This is a genomic window from Streptomyces sp. LZ34 (assembly GCF_053890475.1).
Genome location: NZ_CM132680.1, coordinates 10049456 through 10068278 on the forward strand (window position 1 = coordinate 10049456; position 18823 = coordinate 10068278).

Here is an 18823-nt window from a genome sequence, read left to right on the forward strand (position 1 = left end):
AGGCATAGAGTCGACTCTTCGCTTATCGGACCAGCGCGACAGCGCGCAGCACCGCAGTGTTCTTCCGCTTCGCTGCTTCGAGCGCGTCGTGGTTATCCGCGATCAGCTTTGTCTGGATCTCCTTCTCGACCCCGAACCAGATCGTCACCAGACCTGTGGACTCCTTGCAGGCCACATCGTCTGAGGCCCTGGCGATCTCCTCGCTCGTGACGTCGTCCGACTCGACGTGCGCCGCGACGTCCGGGTCGGTGACTGCGTGGCCTTTGCCACTCATGCACTCCGACCACGCTTGTACCGCGGCTTTGACTCTCGGGTCTTCCTGCGACTCGTCAAAGCTGTTGCCGTCCAGCTCGCTGGCGAGGTCCTCGTTCAAGTCCCCGCCCAAGGTTCGGAGGGAATCCGACGAGCACCCTCCTTCAGGGACAGGCTTCCCTTCGTACGTCAAGGATCGGACGGATTGTCCTTCCGGAGGTGGGCCACCGTAGTACACCAATTCCTGAGCATCACTCCACTGCCCTTCCGACGCTGCCGAATCATCCGTGGCGGCCCGCGCTTCGGCGACGTCCTGGGCGAGGTGGTAGCCGTACTTCTGAGCCTCGGCGAGGTCGGTTACGCCGTAGCGCCGAGGCATATTCGCCGAGGTATTGGCGAGCGGCGGAGAATCACCTGGCTTCGGGTCGTCGAGGGACAGCTTGAAACCTGCCATGCAGGCGGAATCGAGTTGATACTTCGCCTTCGCGAAAGAAACTTCGTCCGGGTAGGCGACGAGATACTGCTCCAGAGGGAGGGACAGTCCCTCGGTAAGTCCGGCTCGCGGTGTCCGCGTGGGGCGGAACTCGTTTAGTTGCTCCTGCTCAGCCTTGCTTGCGCGAGCGGCAGGGCGGGTGTCATCACCCTGATGTGCCTGCGCGTAGTAGCCGCCTGAGGCGAGCACGGCAGCGCCGACTATGGTCATTCCGGCTAATCGTCGCATTCTTCGCTTCTGTGTCATTACGCTCTAGTTCGCCTTCCGTGAGGACTGGTTCTTGTTCTTGAGGCTCGAATTCAGATTGGTGGGCGGCGAGTCCCAGGCACTGATCGGCTTGATCCTCTGCGAGGTTCCGGTGTACGAGTACCCTTTGTAGATTCGCTGGTTACTCGAAGTCCTGTTCCGGGCCGATGCCGCGTTCTTCCGCAACTGGTCTCCGTCACCGTTCGATCCGCAGTACTGGCCCTGATTCTTCTTAAAGATGTAACGGACGGCGACAGTACCCCCGTTCTCCGTTCGCCCCCAGTGATCTGCAGTGTTCGTCCCGCCCACAAAGCAGGCCGAGTTGGGGTGACCCGGCCCCGCGGTTCCGTAGAACATGTACAGACACCGCGACCGCCCGAGCACCTCTTTGATTCGTATGCTGTCCCCGCACTGGCCGTACCTGCAGCTCCCGCCAGCAGGCCGGCCACTGATGCCGCGACTACGACAGTTCTCGGTAAGTGCACTGCCTTTCCCTTCCCGTGTTCGCTCGTAACGACCTGGAAACGATCACTTCACTTGCCAGTGACTTCACACCCTCGCATGTAGGAGCTGTGCAGCGTCACACGGATTCGCCCACTGGAGCAGCGCATGGCAGGACTGCGCTGATAAGCGCTTGATGCAGGCACAGACTAATCACGGCGCGATCGGCACCGCAACAATGCGTTCCCTCGTGGCGGGGTTGTTGAATTTCAAAGAAGTTCTCACGTGGGGAGAACCGGCCACTCCGGAATGCTGCGTCCCGGATCGGCACCTCAGATTTCACGGCAGGCTCACATACATCGGCGCAGGTGGACCACCCGGCGCCGGCACAAGCAGGGCTGGACAGGTCGATCGAGAACAGGTCACAGGAGCCGAGTGGCCCTCTGCCCTTCCCCAGCTCGATTGCCCCCGTCCCCGCTGACACAGTCGCGACCAGTCGAAGCTAGATGACCTTTTACTGGAGTGCGGCCTCGGCGTCGAATCAGGTCTTCTCCACTCGGTTTTTACGACGCGGTCGCCGGCGCCAAAGCTGAATCGATACCCAAGGGGGTCGCATCGGTCCTCCACGGCGGTAAGACCGGTGAGAAGGTCCATGGGCACGTGGTGCCCCAAGGCGGCTGTGAGGGCAGGGGATACCTGACATTGTCATCGAAGATCCTGCCCGAATCCGGTACGGGTGAGTTCGTTAGCCGGGTCACACCTTACCTGGATGCCAATGACGATCCACGCGTGGAGAAAGCCTTCAAGGACTGGAGCGCCTGTATGCGCAAGGCCGGGTACAAGTCGTCTTCTCCCGTATGGATCACTTCGAACAGCGAATGGGCGGCCCCCAAGGCGTCATCGAAGGAGATAAAGACGGCCGTGGCGGACGTGAGGTGCAAACAACGGCTCAACACCGTCGGGGTATGGGTACAGGTCGTCAAGGAGTACGAAGAGAAGTATATCAAGGAGAATCCCGACTTCTATGCGGAACAGAAAAGTCAGAGGGGATAGGGGAATCCGGTGAAACCTGCGAGACGGTTAACAGGGGTGGTGGGGGCAGTCCTTTCGGCTCTCTTGCTCGGTCTGCTCCCACAGATCTCATGGGCCGATTCAGGAACCTCCAAGCCGACGCCGCTTCCGTGGGAATCGGCGGACGCAGAGAAGAAGCGAAGACCTTCCGCCAATGGCCAGGAGCTCCCGTCCGTCGCCAAGGACAAACGGGACTCCATCCTGGGCCAGGACTGGCGCAACTCCGGTGACCTGGCTTGGACCACGTCCAGCGATGCCGACGGATTCCACATTCTTGTATCCCGGAAGCGGGAGGGGTACACCTGGCGGACCGCAGCGACACTCTCCGAACCGGGCTTCGACGCCGACATGTGGATAGGCAACGCATGTGTGACCGGGTCAGGCCGACGGGCCGCTGTGGTGTACGCCCCTCGGACATTCACCAACAAGACGAAACTCATGGCCCGGGGTGGATTCACCGCAGTGCTCGACTTGAACACCGGAAAGATCACCAAGCTGAACCTGAACGCCTCGCTTTCGTACTATAGCCCCGGCTGCGGCACAGGCGAGATTGCGGTATTCACACAGTCCGCCGGCGAGGATAAGAGATCGACCAGACTGATCGAAGTCGACACGGTGACCGGTAAGTCAAGAGCGCCGGTCGAGACGCCCGGGCAGGTCACCTCGGCGGTCGCGGCCTCCGACGGGAGCCTCGTCGGCGCTCTCGGTAGCCGGGTCGTCAGCCTGGACAAGCACGGCAAGAGCACGACCATCGCCGAAACGGATGGCGTTCCGTACCGGCTGACACCGGATAAAGACGGCGGATTGGTTTTCTTGGACAAGAGGGGCGACGATACCCAGGTCAAACGTCTCCCGGCCGTGTCGGCGAAGTCCACGTCCCGCCCCCAGGTCCTGGCCGCCGGGCCGGTGACCGAGACGGGGCTCACCCACAGCACCGGAAGCGTCTACGTCACGGGGGAGGCACGGCGGACCGCGGCGAAACTCCCGGGGCCAGTAAAGGTGCTGGCGAACACATCGAAGGACGCGACGGTCTCCACGACGGGCGACGCGGTCCTCTCTCCTGCTTTCTGGGCAGACGGCAAGGGCGCGGTCAAGCAACCCCAAGACGCTGCCACTGCCCGTCCGGTGAAGGTCGGAATGACAGTGATGAGGACCGGCGAGAAGACGACGTTCACCATCGACCCTGCTCGGGCGCAGGGAGCCCATGCCGCCGAGGGACGCGACGCATCACCGAAACTCCAACTGCGCCCGCCTGCCAGCGGCTCCAAGAAGGGAGCCAAGGCCCGCACCAAGGCGGGCGGTTCGCAGACCGACCCCGTCGAAGACGAGCGCACCTGTTCCGTCCCCCGGAACGATCCGCGGAACCAGGCAATGCAGCCCAAGCCCCGGCAGATCGAGTGGGCCGTCGACCAGGCCATCAACGGCCGTCTGGACAAACACATCTCCCGGCCCGCGAACTGGAAGAACCTCGGAATGCCGGCTTACAAGCCGCAGACCCTGTTCCCTCCAGTCTCACTGGAGGGTGGCGGCCGGGTGCCCGCCCAGGTGCTCCTCGGGGTCACGACCCAGGAGTCGAACATGTGGCAGGCCGCTCGTGTGGCAGTTCCCGGAGTCACCAGCAACCCACTGATCGGCAACTACTACGGCATCGACCTGTATGACGGCTCCCCCGCAAATGACTGGGACGTCAACTTCGCCGAGGCCGACTGCGGTTATGGGGTGACCCAGGTCACCGACCACATGCGGATGGCAGGTCGCGAAAACGGGCATGGCGGCGCCGCGTGGGACTACCAGAAACAGCGTGCGGTCGCGCTGGACTACACCGCCAACATCGCTGCCGGGCTGCAGATCCTCGCCGGGAAGTGGAACGAGACCCGAGCCGCCGGCATGCAGATCAACGACGGCACTCCCACCAAGATGGAGAACTGGTTTTACGCCCTGTGGGCCTACAACTCCGGCTTCCACGCGAAGAGCGGATCTGCTCCGTGGGGCTTGGGCTGGGCCAACAACCCCGCCAACCCCGAGTGGGACGCCGGCCGCCTGCCCTTCCTGGAAAACTCCGCGGGCGGCGAAGACCCGTCCGCGGCAGCACGGCCGCAGAACTGGCCCTACCCGGAAAAGGTCATCGGGTTCGCAGCCCATCCTCCTTCCTTCCTCGAGTCGCCCGGCACCATGGTGATCGCGTTCCGCTTCGCTGGGTGGAACGGCGCCGAGGGCGGCGTCAACGTCAAGGGAAGCGCCCTGTACAACCGCGCCCATGCCAAGCCGCCGGAGAGCCTGTTCTGCGACACCTCTAACGAATGCAAGCCCGGGCTCATCTCGGATGGCGCGTCCAACGACAGTGCGACATCAGGGCCCTGCCAGCGCAGTGACTTCAAGTGCTGGTTTAACAAGTCGGCGACATGGAAGACCGACTGCTCCCTCACCTGCGGCAATGAGGTCGTGCGGTTCAACGAGACCTATCCCGAGGAAGCCGACGGCACCGCTTACCCTCCTGCCTGCACTCGCACGGGGCTGCCATCGGACGCCCTCATCATCGATGAGGCACCCCAGGACACACCCGTGATCCGTCCAGGGTGCACCAATTCGTGGACCAACTCCGGAACGTTTAGCTTCAACTTCTCGAACAACGGGGTGGAGACGGTCTATCCGGCCAAGGTAGATACCCACCAACTGGGCGCCGGGTTCGGCGGTCACTTCTATTTCGCCCACACCCGGGCCGACGACGCCAAGGGCAACCGCCTGAAGGTGACGGCGACGTGGAAATTGTCTAAGGAAGTGAACGGAGCCGCCAGGATCTGGGTGCATCTACCCGACCACGGCGCCCACACCAAATACGCGCGCTACCGGGTCAAGACGATCAAGGGCGAGCGTATCCGGACGGTCAATCAGAAAGGCAACGGCAACCGCTGGGTTGACATCGGTGCCTTCGGGTTCGATGGAAAACCGGAAGTGAGTCTGGATACTGTGACCCCAGATGGCACAGGGGATCAGGACATCGCGTTCGACGCTGTCGCGGTACAGCCGGTTCCGGGTTTCTATATGGACGACTCGGTCGAAGCTGTCGCGTTCTTCGACGAGCGACAGGACATCGATACGGATCCGCTCAGCACTGGCCCGCTCGACACACCGTTCAAGACCATGGAATCCATCTACGACTGGGGGATGGACACCTCCAACGGTGTTCTGAATGAGCCGACATGTCTCGACATGCCCGCTTCGAACTGCGTCATGCACGACGTTACGGAGTCCACCAAGGCATGGCAGGACCAGGTGGTGAAGGCGGGCAAGTCCCCAACAGACCACCCCACGGGACAAGGTATGACGAACTGGCTCAACTACGCCAACACTTACGAGAACCGGCCGACATCGGACCGTATGCCGGCGGAGTTCCTCACCAATGATGCGGCCTACAAGATACGGAACCGCATCAACGTCTCGTACCTCGTGGATAACCGAGGGATAATCATCGACGGGACCGAGTGGACCGAATACGAGGATCGCACCGCTGACACGCACCTCCCCAAGTTCGTCATGGACACATTCGCCGCCGTTCAGGACGCGTACGACATCAACAGGCCGGATCTGAACTACACGACGGCCGACCTCAACGAACACGACGGACGCAACACCACGACGGACACCAATTCCACGGGGGTTCTGCCGGGTCGCGCCTATCAGTCGATCGGCAAGCGGCCTCTGATCACCGATCCTTATGGCAAGGCGGACACGGAGAACGGAAACTGCCTCACCACGCTGCATACAGCCGGCGGTTCAATCGGGTATCGGCCCATGCTGGCCGATGACGGTATCCAGAAGGAGTTCGACCGCTGGTTCGCGGAGGCGGACAGCGCGAAGGGCCTCCTGAACGAGTCCGTGTACAAGCTGATGCGGGAGATTTATCATGCCTGGTTCAAGGGCGGAATCACGGGATCGCTGCAGAACGAAGCCCCGCCGATCTGGCAGGAACTGAGCGTCATGTTCTGCAGCGACGGCAGTGTCTTCGGCCTGCCGGACCGGCCCATGCTGAGATCGAGTTTCATGCCCAGTCAGTACCTTTACCACGCGGGCGCCGCCATGGATGGGGACGGGCAGCCGACGGAATCGGCCGAGCCCTTCTCAAAGGGCGACTTCAAGAACTTCAGCCGTGTGCCCGGCTTCGGGGAGACGCCGTACGGAGACTGCTCCACGGACAGCGGACACAGCGGAAATCCATGGGGGATCTTCGTCACCGACAGCCCAGGAGTGAACCCGAAGGCGCATTTCTGCATCTCAAACGCGCTGGAACCCGACCCGGAATACAGCGACTGAGCCGCACCATGTGAATGTGCGCCGCGAAGGGCGCCTGACGAGCATCAGACCAGGTCAGGCGCCCTTCCCCAATGCAGTTAGAGATCGCTTCTTGGGGTCGTGCTGGTCGTTGAACGGTGCATGACGGATTTCGATGAGCGGTTGATGCTGGATGAGTCATGGGTGTTGTTCCAGCGGGTGGTACCGCCGCCGGAGGTTAAGTTAAGCGTCCGCAGGGTGGGGGCAGGCATTGGGTGAGGTTTCCTCGCAACATCCACCTCCGTGAGAGCTGGATCACCGGGTCACGACAACTGGCTGGCGACGGTGTTCCTGCCGCACCGGCTCGACAACACGATCGACCTCATGGCGACGACCGCAGCGGCACCCGAACCAGAGACCGCTGCCGGCGCAGCCGTCCGTGAGGTCATCGCCGACTGCGATACCGAGCTGGCCACCCACCAGGCCGCCCTCGAAGCAGGCGGCGACCCCACCCTCGTCACCCAGTGGATCGCTGAGACCCAAGCCCGCCAGGCCGGTACCGAAGCCGAGCTCCGCACGGCGTCGAAGGGCCGTGCAGCAGGATGTCCCGTGATGAGATCGCCCGGCTCGTCCGGTCCATCAGCGACCTGGCCGCCGTCATCCAGCAGGCCGAGGCCGAAGACAAGGCCGGAGATCTACCGCCTCCTGAGCCTCCGGCTCACCTACGCTCCAGCGCAAGCGACCGTGCGCTCCGAGGTCACGCTCGACCCATACAACAACAAATCCCCACGGTCAAACAGCAACCGTGGGGAAATGGTACGTGTCCGAGGGGGGACTTGAACCCCCACGCCCGATAAAGGGCACTAGCACCTCAAGCTAGCGCGTCTGCCATTCCGCCACCCGGACCAGGTGTCTGCCGTCCGGCCCGTGGCCGTTCCGACGGGAAAACCATAGCAAACATCCGGACGTGCTCGATCACGCGTGCCCGTGCCCCGGGGCGGGCCCTGCGGCGGCCCCGCGGCGGTCCGGGGCCCTGGAAGTGTGGACGGGATGTGACGGCGGTATTTCCGCCTTGGGCTGGGCGGGCGGGCGGGGGAGGATGGCGGTGGACCCCTACCGCGCAGCGCCCGCGCGCGGGCGCTGCGCGGCAGCAGAACCTTGAGGAGGCAGCGTGAGCGAGTCGATTTCGGCCGCGAGGACGACCGGCACCGCCAGCGGTCAGGACGAGGTCGTCGACCTGTGCCGCGACCTGATCCGGATCGACACCAGTAACTATGGCGACCACTCCGGCCCGGGTGAGCGCGCGGCCGCCGAGTACGTCGCGGAGAAGCTCGCCGAGGTGGGGCTCGAGCCGCAGATCTTCGAGTCGCACAAGGGCCGGGCGTCGACGGTCGCGCGGATCGCGGGCGAGGACCCCTCGCGTCCCGCGCTGCTCATTCACGGCCACACCGACGTCGTCCCGGCCAACGCCCACGACTGGACCCACCACCCCTTCTCCGGCGAGATCGCCGACGGGTGCGTCTGGGGCCGCGGTGCGGTGGACATGAAGGACATGGACGCGATGACGCTCGCGGTCGTACGCGACCGGCTGCGCAGCGGCCGCAAGCCCCCGCGCGACATCGTGCTGGCCTTCCTCGCCGACGAGGAGGCGGGCGGGGTGTACGGCGCGCGGCACCTCGTCGACAGCCACCCGGACCTCTTCGAGGGGGTGACCGAGGCGATCGGCGAGGTCGGCGGCTTCTCCTTCACGGTCAACGAGAATCTGCGGCTCTACCTGGTCGAGACCGCCCAGAAGGGCATGCACTGGATGCGGCTGACCGTGGACGGCACCGCCGGCCACGGCTCGATGACCAACAACGACAACGCGATCACCGAGCTGTGCGAGGCGGTCGGCAGGCTCGGGCGGCACAAGTTCCCGGTCCGGGTCACCAAGACCGTACGGTCCTTCCTCGACGAGCTGTCCGACGCGCTCGGCACCCCGCTCGACCCGGAGAACATGGACGAGACGCTCGCCAAGCTCGGCGGCATCGCCAAGCTCATCGGGGCGACCCTGCAGAACACCGCCGCACCGACCATGCTCGGCGCCGGCTACAAGGTCAATGTCATCCCGGGCCAGGCCACGGCGCATGTGGACGGCCGCTTCCTGCCGGGGTACGAGGAGGAGTTCCTCGCCGACCTCGACCGGATCCTCGGGCCGCGGGTCAAGCGCGAGGACGTGCACGCGGACAAGGCACTGGAGACCACCTTCGACGGCGCGCTCGTCGACGCCATGCAGTCGGCGCTCAAGGCCGAGGACCCGATCGCCCGCGCCGTGCCGTACTGCCTCTCGGGCGGCACCGACGCCAAGTCCTTCGACAACCTCGGCATCCGCTGCTTCGGCTTCGCGCCGCTGCAACTGCCCCCGGAGCTGGACTTCGCCGGGATGTTCCACGGCGTCGACGAGCGGGTGCCGGTGGAGGGGCTGAAGTTCGGGGTCAGGGTACTCGACCGGTTCATCGACGCGTGCTGACCGCGCTCATGGACGCGCGCTGAGGTCCCCCGTCTGGCGCTAATCGGTCACACATACTGACTGAATCAATAAGGGTGAATGGTGTCGTAGATTCATAGCTCGATTGCTCCTTCCTCGTTACATGGTGTGCGGCCCCCAACGGGGGCCGTCGCATCGATCACGTGACGTGGAGTCACAGTCCAGAGGGGTGTGATCCCGGGCGGCCCCGGAGGCCGGTGAGGTGTTCCGGGGAGGCCGGGGATGGGGGGCGGGCGCTTCTGCTCGCGCGCATTCCGCGGACGGAAGGCAGGGGAGCGAAACAGTTATGCGACAGGTTGCGAAAAAGGGCCTGATCACCATGGCGGCGGCGGGCGGCGTACTGGCCGTGACCGGCGGCTACGCCTACGCGGGCACGGGGGCGGGCGCCAGTGCCGCGCACTCGCCGGGCGCCGTGTCCGGCAATGTGGTCCAGGTGCCCGCCGAAATTCCGGTGAACGTCTGCGGAAACACCGTGACCGTCCTCGGGTTGTTCAACGGCGGCGGGGGAAGCGGCTGCGGCAATGCGATTCACGAGGGTGGGTCCGGGGGCTCCGGGCACAGCGGTTCCAGCGCGGAGAGCCGCACCGAGAACTCGCCGGGCATCGGCTCCGGCAACAGCGCTCAGGTACCGGTCCATGTGCCGGTGAACGTCTGTGGGAACGGCGTCGGGGTCGGCACGGCGGGGAACACCGACATGGGCGGCGAGTGCGGCGGCCTCGTGAATGCCGTTCCGAACGACCCGAACGACCCGGGTGACCCGGGTGACCCCGGTGACCCCGGCGACCCGGGCGACCCCGGTGACCCGGGCGACCCCGGTGACCCGGGAGATCCGGGTGACCCCGGTGACCCGGGCGACCCCGGAAAGCCGGATGAGCCGGGCAAGCCGCACAACCCCGGGGACAGCAAGCCGGGAGGCCACACGCCTGCCCCCTCCTCACCGGGCAACAGCGGCGGCCACGCGGCGGGCCAAGGCGGGCAGCAGGGCGCCCAGCAGGTCGGCGCGCACGGCGCCGATGCCTCCTCGAACCTCGGGGGCTCCCGGCTGACGGGCACCGAGCAGCTGGCGCACACCGGGGCCGGGCCGGTCGAGCTGGCCATCCCGGCCGCCGCGGGCATGCTGCTCGCGGGCACCGTGCTCTACCGCAGGGCGCGGGCCGGGCAGCACTGAGGCGGCACTGAGTAGCACTGAATCCGACACGGCACATCGCGCTACGGTGCGCGTCGAGCGGGCCCCGCAACACCGGCGGGGCCCGCTCGGCGTTTCAACGGCGGCTCACCACGTTGCGCGGAGCTGGCGGATGATCCGGCGGCGCAGCCGCACCCTGCGGCTGCCGTCGGGATTGAGTCGCAGGCGGTCGAGCTCCCAGTGTCCGTACTCGGCATGGTCGGTCAGCAGGCGTGTGGTGGCCTTGCGGGAGACCCCGCGAGGCACATACACATCACAGAATTCGTATTCCGGCATCGCATCTATTGTGCGGGACCAGGCCTGCTACGGATAGCGTCTGCACTATGTCTGATGCTGCGCAGCCATCCGCTGCCGAGGTACGCGCCGCCGCCGAAGCGGTGAAAGCCGCACTGGATCGTCACCTCGACGCTGTCGAACGCCGGTCCGGGGAGGACGACCAGGCCGTCTACGCCGCGTTCAACAAACTGGCCGCGGCAGCCGAGGTGTACGACGAGCTGCTCTATGACGCCTACGACGAGGTGACGCCCTTCGAGATCCCTGGTGACGACTCCCTGCCCGCCTATACCGGGCCCGAGGAACCGAGCGCCCTGAGCGTGCTGATCCGCAGGGATTACGCCGTCATCGAACCGCAGCGCCTGCTCTCGCAGGCCAGACGCGTCGCCGAGCTGGACCAGGGAGCCGACTCCGACAACGGCGGGCCCGGCGGCGCGGCGGCCGTCGGCGACAGCGTCCAGGCCGCCGTCGGTGTGCTCTTCGGCGAGTACGAACCGGACGAGATCGCCTCCCGGCACAAGGAGTTCGGGCTGGAGGAGGGCGACTCGACCCTGTGGGTGGCGGTCGGGGACGAGCCCGCCGAGCCGGGGGAGTGGCTGGCCGCCCCCTTCGACCAGCCGGATCCGCACCAGGTCGTCTGTCGCTTCGATGTCAGCACGGTCTTCGACGAGGAGCTGGACGACGAAGACGAAGAGGCCGATGAGGCCGACGAGGCCGAGGACGTAGAAGAGGCAGACGAGGATGACCTGGAGGTACTGGGCCCTGGGACCTGAGCCCGTCCGGGCTCCACCAACCGTCCCTGAGCGCCGGACGGGCCGCCGGGCCCGCCCGGCGCTCAGGATCTGCCAGGGGCCGCCGGCCGCCGGGGCTCCTGCCGGGCGGTGGCCCGGCCCGGGCGCACCGCCCGGCAGAGCCAGGAACCCTCAGGCCCTGTCCGGGCGATCTTCGCGGGCCCGCGAAGCCTGGCACCGTGGACGCTGATGTCACAGCCACGAAGATCGCCCGGACAGGGCCTGGTGGCGCGGGGCAACCGCGCCACTGCCGCCCCGCGCCGGTGGTCCGGCGCGGGGCGCCGGTCTACCCGGCGGACGGGAGCTGCGCCTGAAGCAGGGACCGCAGCCGGGTGGTCCGCTCCTTCGCCGGGATCTCCGCCACCGCCCGCGCCAGCGCCGCGTCCGCGCCGTGCACCACGGACAGATGGCGCTCGCCACGGCCGAAGGCGGTGTACACCCAGGCCCGGGTCAGCCCCGCGGCCGCGTCCCCGGGGAGCACCACGACCGCCGCCGGCCAGCGCGCACCGACGGCCTGGTGGGCCGTGAGCGCCCAGCCGTGGCGGACCGTGTCGGTGACCTGTTCGCGCGGCACCACGACGGCCACGCCCGCGCAGTCCAGGCGCAGGCCCTCGGCGTCCGCCGAGACCACCGTGCCCGGCAGCGCACGGCCCGGCGCCGGGACGTACGCCACCCGGTCGCCCGGGTCGAAGCCGCCGAACCGGCCGGGCCCGGGGTTCAGCCGCTCCTTCAGGGCGGCGTTGAGCGCGCGCGTCCCCGCGGCACCGCCGTGGCCCGGGGTGATCACCTGTGTGTGCTCCGGCGGCACGCCGAGCGCGCGCGGCACCGAGTCCGCGACCAGCTGGACCGTGCGGTGCACGGCCTCGCCCGCGTCACGCACCGGGACGATCACCACCTCCTTGCCGGGGGCCTCCACCTGGTTCAGCTCCCCGATTCCGATGCCCGAGATCAGCTCGCCGATCGGACCGGGGTCCGGGGTCCGGGAGGTGACCTGGGGGCAGCGGCGGGCGGCCAGCAGATCCGCGAAGACCTTGCCGGGGCCCGCCGACCACAGCACACCGGGGTCGCCGCTGAGCACCAGCCGCGCACCGTCCGGCAGCGACTCCACGAGCATCGCCGCGGTCTCCACGTCCAGCTGCGGGGCGTCCAGCACGGCGATCACGTCGAGCGCGAGCGCACCGTCCTCGTCGCGGCCCGGGCCCTCATGGCCGGAGAGCAGCCCGGCGACGGTGACCGCCGCGTCGGAGCCGCCGCGGCCGGTGTCGGCGTCGGCATGGCGGCCGTCGCCCTCAGCGCCGTCCGCGCCGTCGGCACCTTCCCCGGGAGAGACGGCGTCGATCAGCTCGGCCAGCCGTCGCCTGCCGTCCTCGGTGTGCGCCGCCGCGTACGCCCGCAGCCCCAGGGATCTGGCCGCGGCGACGAGCGCCGCCGGTTCGGCCCGGGCCGCCTCGCCGCCGCTGTGCGCGACCAGGCCGTGGCCCGCGGCCGTACGGATGAGCTCCGCGGCGGACGGGGTCGGCGCGGCGGCGGCCGCGGCCTCCCAGGCGGCCGCGCCCGGACCTGCCGCGCCCGCCTCGCCATGGCCGGGCACGTCCCCGGAGCCGCCGTCGGAGCCGTCGCCCGCACCGCCGTCGCCGCTGCCACCGCTGTCGCCTTCGTCACCGGCCTCGCCGTCGGTGCCGTCCTCCTCGCCGTCGGCGCCAGTGGCCGGCGGACCGCCCGAACGGTCGGCGAAGGTGCCGGCGAGCCGGGCCAGGCCGTCGGCCAGGCTCTCCTCCGCCAGCGCGAAGCGGTCCAGCCCCAGGAGGACCCGCACCGGCTGCTCGTCGTCGGCGCTGTCTCCGTCTCGGTCTCCGGCCGCCGGGCGGGCGGCGGTCCCCGGGGTGTCGGCGGCGTCCTGGAAGACCAGCACCCGGCCGTCCGCGATCGCGGACCGCAGCGCCGCGTCCGGATCCGGCACGGACAGCTTGGCGAGCCCGGCGCGCAGCGCGGAGGACTCCAGCGCGGTGTGTCCTTCGAGCGCGGCGCGCTCGAGCAGCCAGACCGTGAGCGCCTGCGACCGGCGCTCGTCGCCCGGTCCGCAGTCCGGCCCGAGCAGGGCACGGGCGAAGCCGTCCGCCTGGTCATGGCGCACGCCGGGCACGGCCAGCAGCTGCCAGGGGTCCTCGCTCAGCGCCTCGGCTGCCGCCTCGCCCAACGCGACCACGACCGCACCGGCCAGGCTCTCGGGGGCACCGCCCTCGACGAGCACCCGGCGGACCTCGGCGGCCCCGGGGAGGTCCCCCGCGGGGCCGGGCGCGGGGTTGGCCACGGCCCGGACGGGCTGCCCGGCGCCCGGCGCGGCGGGGCCCCCGCTCGCCGGGGCGGGTCCGGCGGGCCCGGCCGCCCGGGGCTGCTCGCGCCCCGGACCGCCCGTCCGCTCCCGAGCGCCACCCGGGCGAGCCCCGCCGCCACCTGCGCCCCGCGCCGCGTCACGGCCCTGTCGGGCCGCGGGCGTGTCGGTGAAGAACGAGGCCGCCGACCGCTCACCGCTCTCCACGGCCCGCACCGCCGCGGCCAGCGCCTCCGCGGCCGCGGACCGTTTGCCGCCTTCGGCCGGGCCTCCCGTGGCCCCCTCGCCGCCCGCCGACGGCCGGGCGCCCGGGGCCCCGGCGCCTCCAGAGGAGGAGGCCGGCGCCGCCGGCCCGCTCCCCGAGCTCCCCGAGCCGGAAGAGGGCGGGCCGCCGGCCGCCGCGTCGTCACCCGCCGCTGACGGATCGCCGGGGGCGAGGCCCGCGGCGCTCACGGGCACCCCGCCGGCGGCGCCGGCCGGGTCCGCGCCGGGGCCGCCCTCGGCGGCCGGCGGGGTGGCGGCATCCGTGTCCGCGTCCGTGGCCGTCCGCGCCGCGGGGGTGCCGGTGGTGGGCTCCTCCTCGGGTGTGGAGGCGGCCTCGCCGGCGAGGCGGTCGGTACTCACAGCGTGCTCCAGTCCTGATCGGGATAGCGGTGCACGGGCGCCGAGACATCGTCGAGCGCCTGGCAGATTTCCTCCGGAAGACTAAGCGCCTCCACCGACAGGGCGGCCCTGAGCTGCTGCGCGTTCCGCGCGCCGACGATCGGGGCGGTAACGCCCGGGCGGTCGCGGACCCAGGCGAGCGCCACGTGCAGCGGGGTGGTCGCCAGGCCGTCGGCCGCGGTGTAGACGGCCTCGACGATCCGGCTCGCCTCCTCGTCGAGGTACGGGGCGACGAAGGCCGCCAGCTGCTCGGAGGCGCCGCGCGAGTCGGCCGGGGTCGTGTGGCGGTACTTGCCGGTCAGCACCCCGCGGCCCAGCGGGGAGGAGGGCAGGATGCCCAGGCCCAGGTCCAGGGCGGCGGGCAGCACCTCCCGCTCGATACCGCGCTGTAGCAGCGAATACTCCATCTGCGTGCCGGCGAGCCGGGTGTGCGCGCCGGGGGAGGCGAGCTGCCAGGTGGCCGCCTTGGCGAGCTGCCAGCCGGAGAAGTTGGACACCCCCACATACCGCGCCCGCCCGCTGCTGACCGCGATGTCCAGCGCCTGGAGCGTCTCCTCGATCGGGGTGACCGGGTCGAAGGCGTGCACCTGCCACAGGTCGACGTAGTCGGTGCCGAGCCGCGCGAGCGAGCCGTCGAGCGCGGCCAGCAGATGGCCCCGTGAGCCGTCGAAGCGGCGGTCGAGGTCGGGGACGCTGCCCGCCTTGGTGGCGATCTGTAGATCGCGGCGCGACACGAGGCCCTCCATCAGCCGGCCCAGGAGGTATTCGGCGCCGCCGTCCGCGTACACATCGGCGGTGTCCACGAGCGTCCCGCCCGCTTCCCAGAACGCCTTGAGCTGATCCGCGGCGTCGTGTTCTTCGGTGTCCCGCCCCCAGGTGAGCGTGCCGAGCCCGAGCCGGGATACGCGCAGGCCCGTGCGGCCGAGGTGCCTTAGCTCCATGAACGTTGAGATTACTGGCCGGAGATCGAACCGTGTCGGCCTGTGGATAACCCGGTCCTGACGTACCGGGACGCGGCGCGCTAGAGTCCCGGCAACAAGGACGTTACTGATGGGTAAGGGGTGCGGCATGAGGCTCGGAATCAACCTCGGCTACTGGGGCGCCGGGATGGACGCGGACAACCTCGCGGTCGCCCGGGAGGCCGACCGGCTCGGCTACGCGGTCTGCTGGGCCGCCGAGGCGTACGGCTCCGACGCCGCCACCGTGCTCACCTGGGTGGCCGCACAGACCGAGCGCATCGACGTCGGGTCCGCCATCTTCCAGATCCCGGCCCGTACGCCCGCGATGACGGCGATGACCGCCGCGACCCTCGACTCGCTCTCCGGAGGCCGCTTCCGGCTCGGGCTCGGCGTCTCGGGGCCGCAGGTCTCCGAGGGCTGGTACGGCGTGCGGTTCGACAAGCCGCTGGCCCGCACCCGTGAGTACGTGGAGATCATCCGCAAGGCCATGTCGCGCGAGCGCCTGACGCACGAGGGCGAGAACTGGACCCTGCCGCTGCCCGGCGGCCCCGGCAAGCCCATCAAGCTCACCGTGCACCCGGTGCGCGAGCACATCCCGCTGTACATCGCCGCCATCGGCCCCAAGAACCTCGAACAGACCGGTGAGATCGCCGACGGCGCGCTGGTCGTCTTCTTCTCGCCCGAGCACGCCGAGGCGACCACCCTGGGCGCGCTCCGCGCGGGCCGCGAGAAGGCGGGCAAGGGCATGGACGGCTTCGACCTGGTGCCCACCGTCCCGATGGCGGTCGGCGAGGACATCGGCGCCCTCGCCGATGTCTTCCGCCCCTACACCGCGCTGTACGTGGGCGGCATGGGCAGCGCGAAGCAGAACTTCTACAACAAGCTGGCGCAGCGCATGGGGTACGAGAAGGAGGCCGCCGAGATCCAGGAGAAGTACCTGGCCGGCGACAAGAAGGCCGCGGCCGCGGCCATCCCGCGCGAGCTGATCGACTCCACCGCGCTGCTCGGCCCCGTCGAGCGCATCGCCGACCGCATGCAGGCGTACGCCGAGGCCGGTGTCACCACGCTGTCGCTGTCCCCGTCGGGCTTCACCCTCGAAGAGCGGATCGCGGGGCTCCGTACGGGCGTCGACGCGCTGGAGCGAGCGGGGCTGGCCTAGGCAGGAGCCCGGGGAGGCCGGAGAGGCGGGGGAAGCCAGGGAAGTCCGGGAGTTCTGCGGCCGTGGTGGGGGCTCGGGGTGTCTTCCCCGCCACGGCCGTCCCCCAGCACAACGCCGCGGGGCCCGCTCGGTTACGCGACCGCGCGACGCCCGCGCGGTCCCTCGTCCGGCGGAGCCGGGCGCCCCCACCTGTTGCCGCCTCCGGCGCACGGCATTTGACTTTTGCTGCGCGGAGGTCGTGCGACGCCGTGCACGGAGGTGGCGGAGATGCTGTCGGCGAAAAGGCTGTTCCAGGAGATCAACGACAACGATGAATCGTTCCGGCTCTTCTGCTCCATCGCCGCCAGCGGCGAGGCCCAGGGCGGCTGGGAGAACGGAAGGATCGCGGCCCTCGTGCCGGAGAGCCAGCGCGCCCTCGCCCCGAAGATCACCCGGCATGGCGCGGACGAGGACAAGCACAACAGGATCTTCAACGCCCTGCTGCGCCGACGCGGTCTCGAACCGGTCGAGGTCCCGCGCGAGACCGACTACACCATGCTGCTCGAAGCGCGCGGCATCGGCCTCGCCCACGACAAGCTGCGCCGCGACGAGCCGCTGACCGAGCACGACATCGTCACCTACCTCGCCCACAGCCGGGTCACCGAGCAGCGGGCCTCCGGCCAGATGGTGATGCTGTGCCGGTACTTCGGGGACGACGCGCTCCTCGGCCGCGCGGTCAGGATGATCTCGAACGACGAGGACAACCACCTCGCCTACTGCCACGAGGAGCTGCTGCGCCTGGCCGCCGCCGGGCACGGCCGGACCATCCAGCGGGCCCTCAAGGAGTGCGCACTCGTCGAAGCGCGGGTGTACCGCGACGTCAGCCTCGCCGTCATGGCCCACATGGGCCGCGTCCTGGGCTGGTCGAGAGCCAGGGCCGCGCCGCTGGCGGCCGGCATCCACGCGCTGTACCTGTTCGAGCGGCTCGGCGGCTGGCGGCGCATGGTGACGCTGCGGATGCCGGAGCGGCGGGACGCGCTCGGCGGGCCCGCGACGCCGGCCCCCGAGTTCGCCTGACCCGAGTTCGCCCGACCGGCGCGCCGCCGGGCCGGGGGTCGGCCGCGCCGCCGAGGCGCCCGGTCAGAGCCAGCCGCGCCGCCTGAAGAAGCGGTACAGCCCGAAGACCGCCCCGGCCATGAGCAGCAGCACCGCCGGATAGCCCGCCGTCCACGACAGCTCGGGCATGTGGTCGAAGTTCATGCCGTAGATCCCGGCGATGAGCGTGGGCACCGCGGCCATCGCCGCCCACGCCGAGATCTTCCGCATGTCGTCGTTCTGCCGCACGCCCATCTGCGCCAGATGCGCGGACAATATGTCCGACAGCAGCCGATCCAGCCCCTCGACGTGCTCGTTCACCCGGGTCAGGTGGTCGCTGACATCGCGGAAGAACGGCCGCGACCCTTCGTGGACGAACGGCACCCCCGACCCCGCGAGCCGCGCCATGGGCTCCGCCAACGGGCCGGTGGCCCGCCGGAATTCGAGCACCTGGCGCTTGAAGCCATAGATCCGGCCCGCGGTGTTCGCCGCCGACCCCACCGGGCTGAACACCTCCGCCTCCAGCTCGTCCAGGTCGAGGCGGAGCGCGTCCGCGACGTCCAGGTAGTGGTCCACGACCGCGTCGGACACCGCGTACATCACGGCCGTCGGCCCGTGCTGAAGCACCTCGGGCGTCTTCTCCAGCCGCTCGCGCACCGCGCTCAGCGGATTGGCCTCGCCGTGCCGTACGGTCACCACGAAGGAGTCGCCGACGAACACCATCAGCTCGCCCGCGGTGACGGTGTCGGTCGCGTCGTCGTACTCGACCGGCTTCAGCACCAGGAACAGCGAATCGTCGTAGACCTCCAGCTTGGGCCGCTGGTGGGCGAGCAGCGCGTCCTCGACGGCCAGCGGGTGCAGCCCGAACTCGCTGGTGACCAGCTCGAACTCCTTCTCGGTCGGCTCGTGCAGGCCGATCCACAGAAAGGAGTCACCCTCCGCTCGCGCCTGGTCGAGGGCGTCGGAGAAGTCAGCGGGCCCCTCGGTACGCCGCCCATCCCGGTAGATGCCACAGTCCACGATCACGCCGGGCATTCTGCCCCGCTTGAGACGAAAGCGCACGGGGCCGCCTCCTGGGCGAGCCCGG

12 protein-coding genes and 1 tRNA gene are annotated in these 18823 nt (G+C 69.1%); 7 read left to right on the plus strand and 6 right to left on the minus strand.

All coding sequences use genetic code 11. The annotated features are described in order from the left end of the window. Positions 1-22 precede the first annotated feature (22 nt). Positions 23-955 (minus strand): hypothetical protein, encoded by a 933-nt coding sequence (locus ACWY4P_RS42980; RefSeq protein ID WP_456206254.1) that lies wholly within the window; start codon positions 953-955, stop codon positions 23-25. Between the two features lie 1266 nt (positions 956-2221). Here ACWY4P_RS42980 and ACWY4P_RS42985 point away from each other — a divergent pair. Next, positions 2222-2485, plus strand: coding sequence for a hypothetical protein (locus ACWY4P_RS42985; RefSeq protein WP_456206255.1), 264 nt, complete (start codon positions 2222-2224; stop codon positions 2483-2485). Positions 2486-2548: 63 nt separating this feature from the next. Continuing rightward, entirely contained in the window at positions 2549-6814 is a 4266-nt protein-coding gene (locus tag ACWY4P_RS42990) for a golvesin C-terminal-like domain-containing protein (protein WP_456206256.1), read from the plus strand. A 779-nt stretch (positions 6815-7593) separates the two neighbouring features. On the opposite strand, the gene ACWY4P_RS42995 is transcribed toward ACWY4P_RS42990, so the two are convergent. Next, positions 7594-7678 (minus strand) — tRNA-Leu (locus ACWY4P_RS42995). A 265-nt stretch (positions 7679-7943) separates the two neighbouring features. Here ACWY4P_RS42995 and ACWY4P_RS43000 point away from each other — a divergent pair. Beyond that, positions 7944-9281 carry a M20/M25/M40 family metallo-hydrolase gene (locus tag ACWY4P_RS43000; protein ID WP_456206257.1) on the plus strand — a complete coding sequence of 446 codons (1338 nt, stop codon included), beginning with the start codon at positions 7944-7946 and terminating at the stop codon, positions 9279-9281. Positions 9282-9585: 304 nt separating this feature from the next. Next, positions 9586-10467, plus strand: coding sequence for a chaplin (locus tag ACWY4P_RS43005; RefSeq protein WP_456206258.1), 882 nt, complete (start codon positions 9586-9588; stop codon positions 10465-10467). A gap of 105 nt (positions 10468-10572) precedes the next feature. On the opposite strand, the gene ACWY4P_RS43010 is transcribed toward ACWY4P_RS43005, so the two are convergent. Then, on the minus strand, positions 10573-10761 hold the full coding sequence (locus tag ACWY4P_RS43010; RefSeq protein WP_014059547.1) for a DUF5703 family protein: 189 nt from the start codon (positions 10759-10761) through the stop codon (positions 10573-10575). Positions 10762-10808: 47 nt separating this feature from the next. Between ACWY4P_RS43010 and ACWY4P_RS43015 the strand changes: the two genes are divergently transcribed. After that, complete coding sequence (locus ACWY4P_RS43015) at positions 10809-11531, plus strand: hypothetical protein (RefSeq protein WP_456206259.1); 723 nt, start codon at positions 10809-10811, stop codon at positions 11529-11531. A 304-nt stretch (positions 11532-11835) separates the two neighbouring features. On the opposite strand, the gene ACWY4P_RS43020 is transcribed toward ACWY4P_RS43015, so the two are convergent. Further along, positions 11836-14505: a helix-hairpin-helix domain-containing protein gene (locus ACWY4P_RS43020; RefSeq protein ID WP_456206260.1), complete on the minus strand. Its 2670-nt coding sequence runs from the start codon at positions 14503-14505 to the stop codon at positions 11836-11838. Next, on the minus strand, positions 14502-15485 hold the full coding sequence (locus tag ACWY4P_RS43025) for an aldo/keto reductase (RefSeq protein WP_456206261.1): 984 nt from the start codon (positions 15483-15485) through the stop codon (positions 14502-14504). The genes ACWY4P_RS43020 and ACWY4P_RS43025 overlap by 4 nt, the downstream gene beginning before the upstream one ends. A 127-nt stretch (positions 15486-15612) precedes the next feature. Here ACWY4P_RS43025 and ACWY4P_RS43030 point away from each other — a divergent pair, with 127 nt between their 5' ends. Both ACWY4P_RS43030 and ACWY4P_RS43035 read left to right on the plus strand, forming a co-directional pair. Further along, the gene (locus tag ACWY4P_RS43030) at positions 15613-16662 is read left to right on the plus strand and encodes an LLM class F420-dependent oxidoreductase (RefSeq protein ID WP_456206262.1); all 1050 of its coding nucleotides are present in this window, start codon (positions 15613-15615) and stop codon (positions 16660-16662) included. 267 nt (positions 16663-16929) lie between these two features. Continuing rightward, a complete protein-coding gene (locus tag ACWY4P_RS43035; RefSeq protein ID WP_456206263.1) occupies positions 16930-17718 on the plus strand; it encodes a ferritin-like domain-containing protein in 789 nt (262 codons plus the stop codon). Positions 17719-17781: 63 nt separating this feature from the next. Here the strand turns inward: ACWY4P_RS43035 and corA are convergent, their stop codons facing one another. Beyond that, entirely contained in the window at positions 17782-18771 is a 990-nt protein-coding gene (gene corA / locus ACWY4P_RS43040; protein WP_456213255.1) for a magnesium/cobalt transporter CorA, read from the minus strand. Between the last annotated feature and the right edge of the window lie 52 nt (positions 18772-18823).

What these genes read in the sequence shown, in the direction of transcription:
- ACWY4P_RS43005 (WP_456206258.1), top strand. Translation starts at nt 9,586, where the DNA reads ATGCGACAGGTTGCGAAAAAGGGCCTGATCACCATGGCGGCGGCGGGC.
- ACWY4P_RS43010 (WP_014059547.1), bottom strand. Translation starts at nt 10,761, where the DNA reads ATGCCGGAATACGAATTCTGTGATGTGTATGTGCCTCGCGGGGTCTCC.
- corA (WP_456213255.1), bottom strand. Translation starts at nt 18,771, where the DNA reads ATGCCCGGCGTGATCGTGGACTGTGGCATCTACCGGGATGGGCGGCGT.
- ACWY4P_RS43035 (WP_456206263.1), top strand. Translation starts at nt 16,930, where the DNA reads ATGCTGTCGGCGAAAAGGCTGTTCCAGGAGATCAACGACAACGATGAA.
- ACWY4P_RS43030 (WP_456206262.1), top strand. Translation starts at nt 15,613, where the DNA reads ATGAGGCTCGGAATCAACCTCGGCTACTGGGGCGCCGGGATGGACGCG.
- ACWY4P_RS42980 (WP_456206254.1), bottom strand. Translation starts at nt 955, where the DNA reads ATGACCATAGTCGGCGCTGCCGTGCTCGCCTCAGGCGGCTACTACGCG.
- ACWY4P_RS43015 (WP_456206259.1), top strand. Translation starts at nt 10,809, where the DNA reads ATGTCTGATGCTGCGCAGCCATCCGCTGCCGAGGTACGCGCCGCCGCC.
- ACWY4P_RS43025 (WP_456206261.1), bottom strand. Translation starts at nt 15,485, where the DNA reads ATGGAGCTAAGGCACCTCGGCCGCACGGGCCTGCGCGTATCCCGGCTC.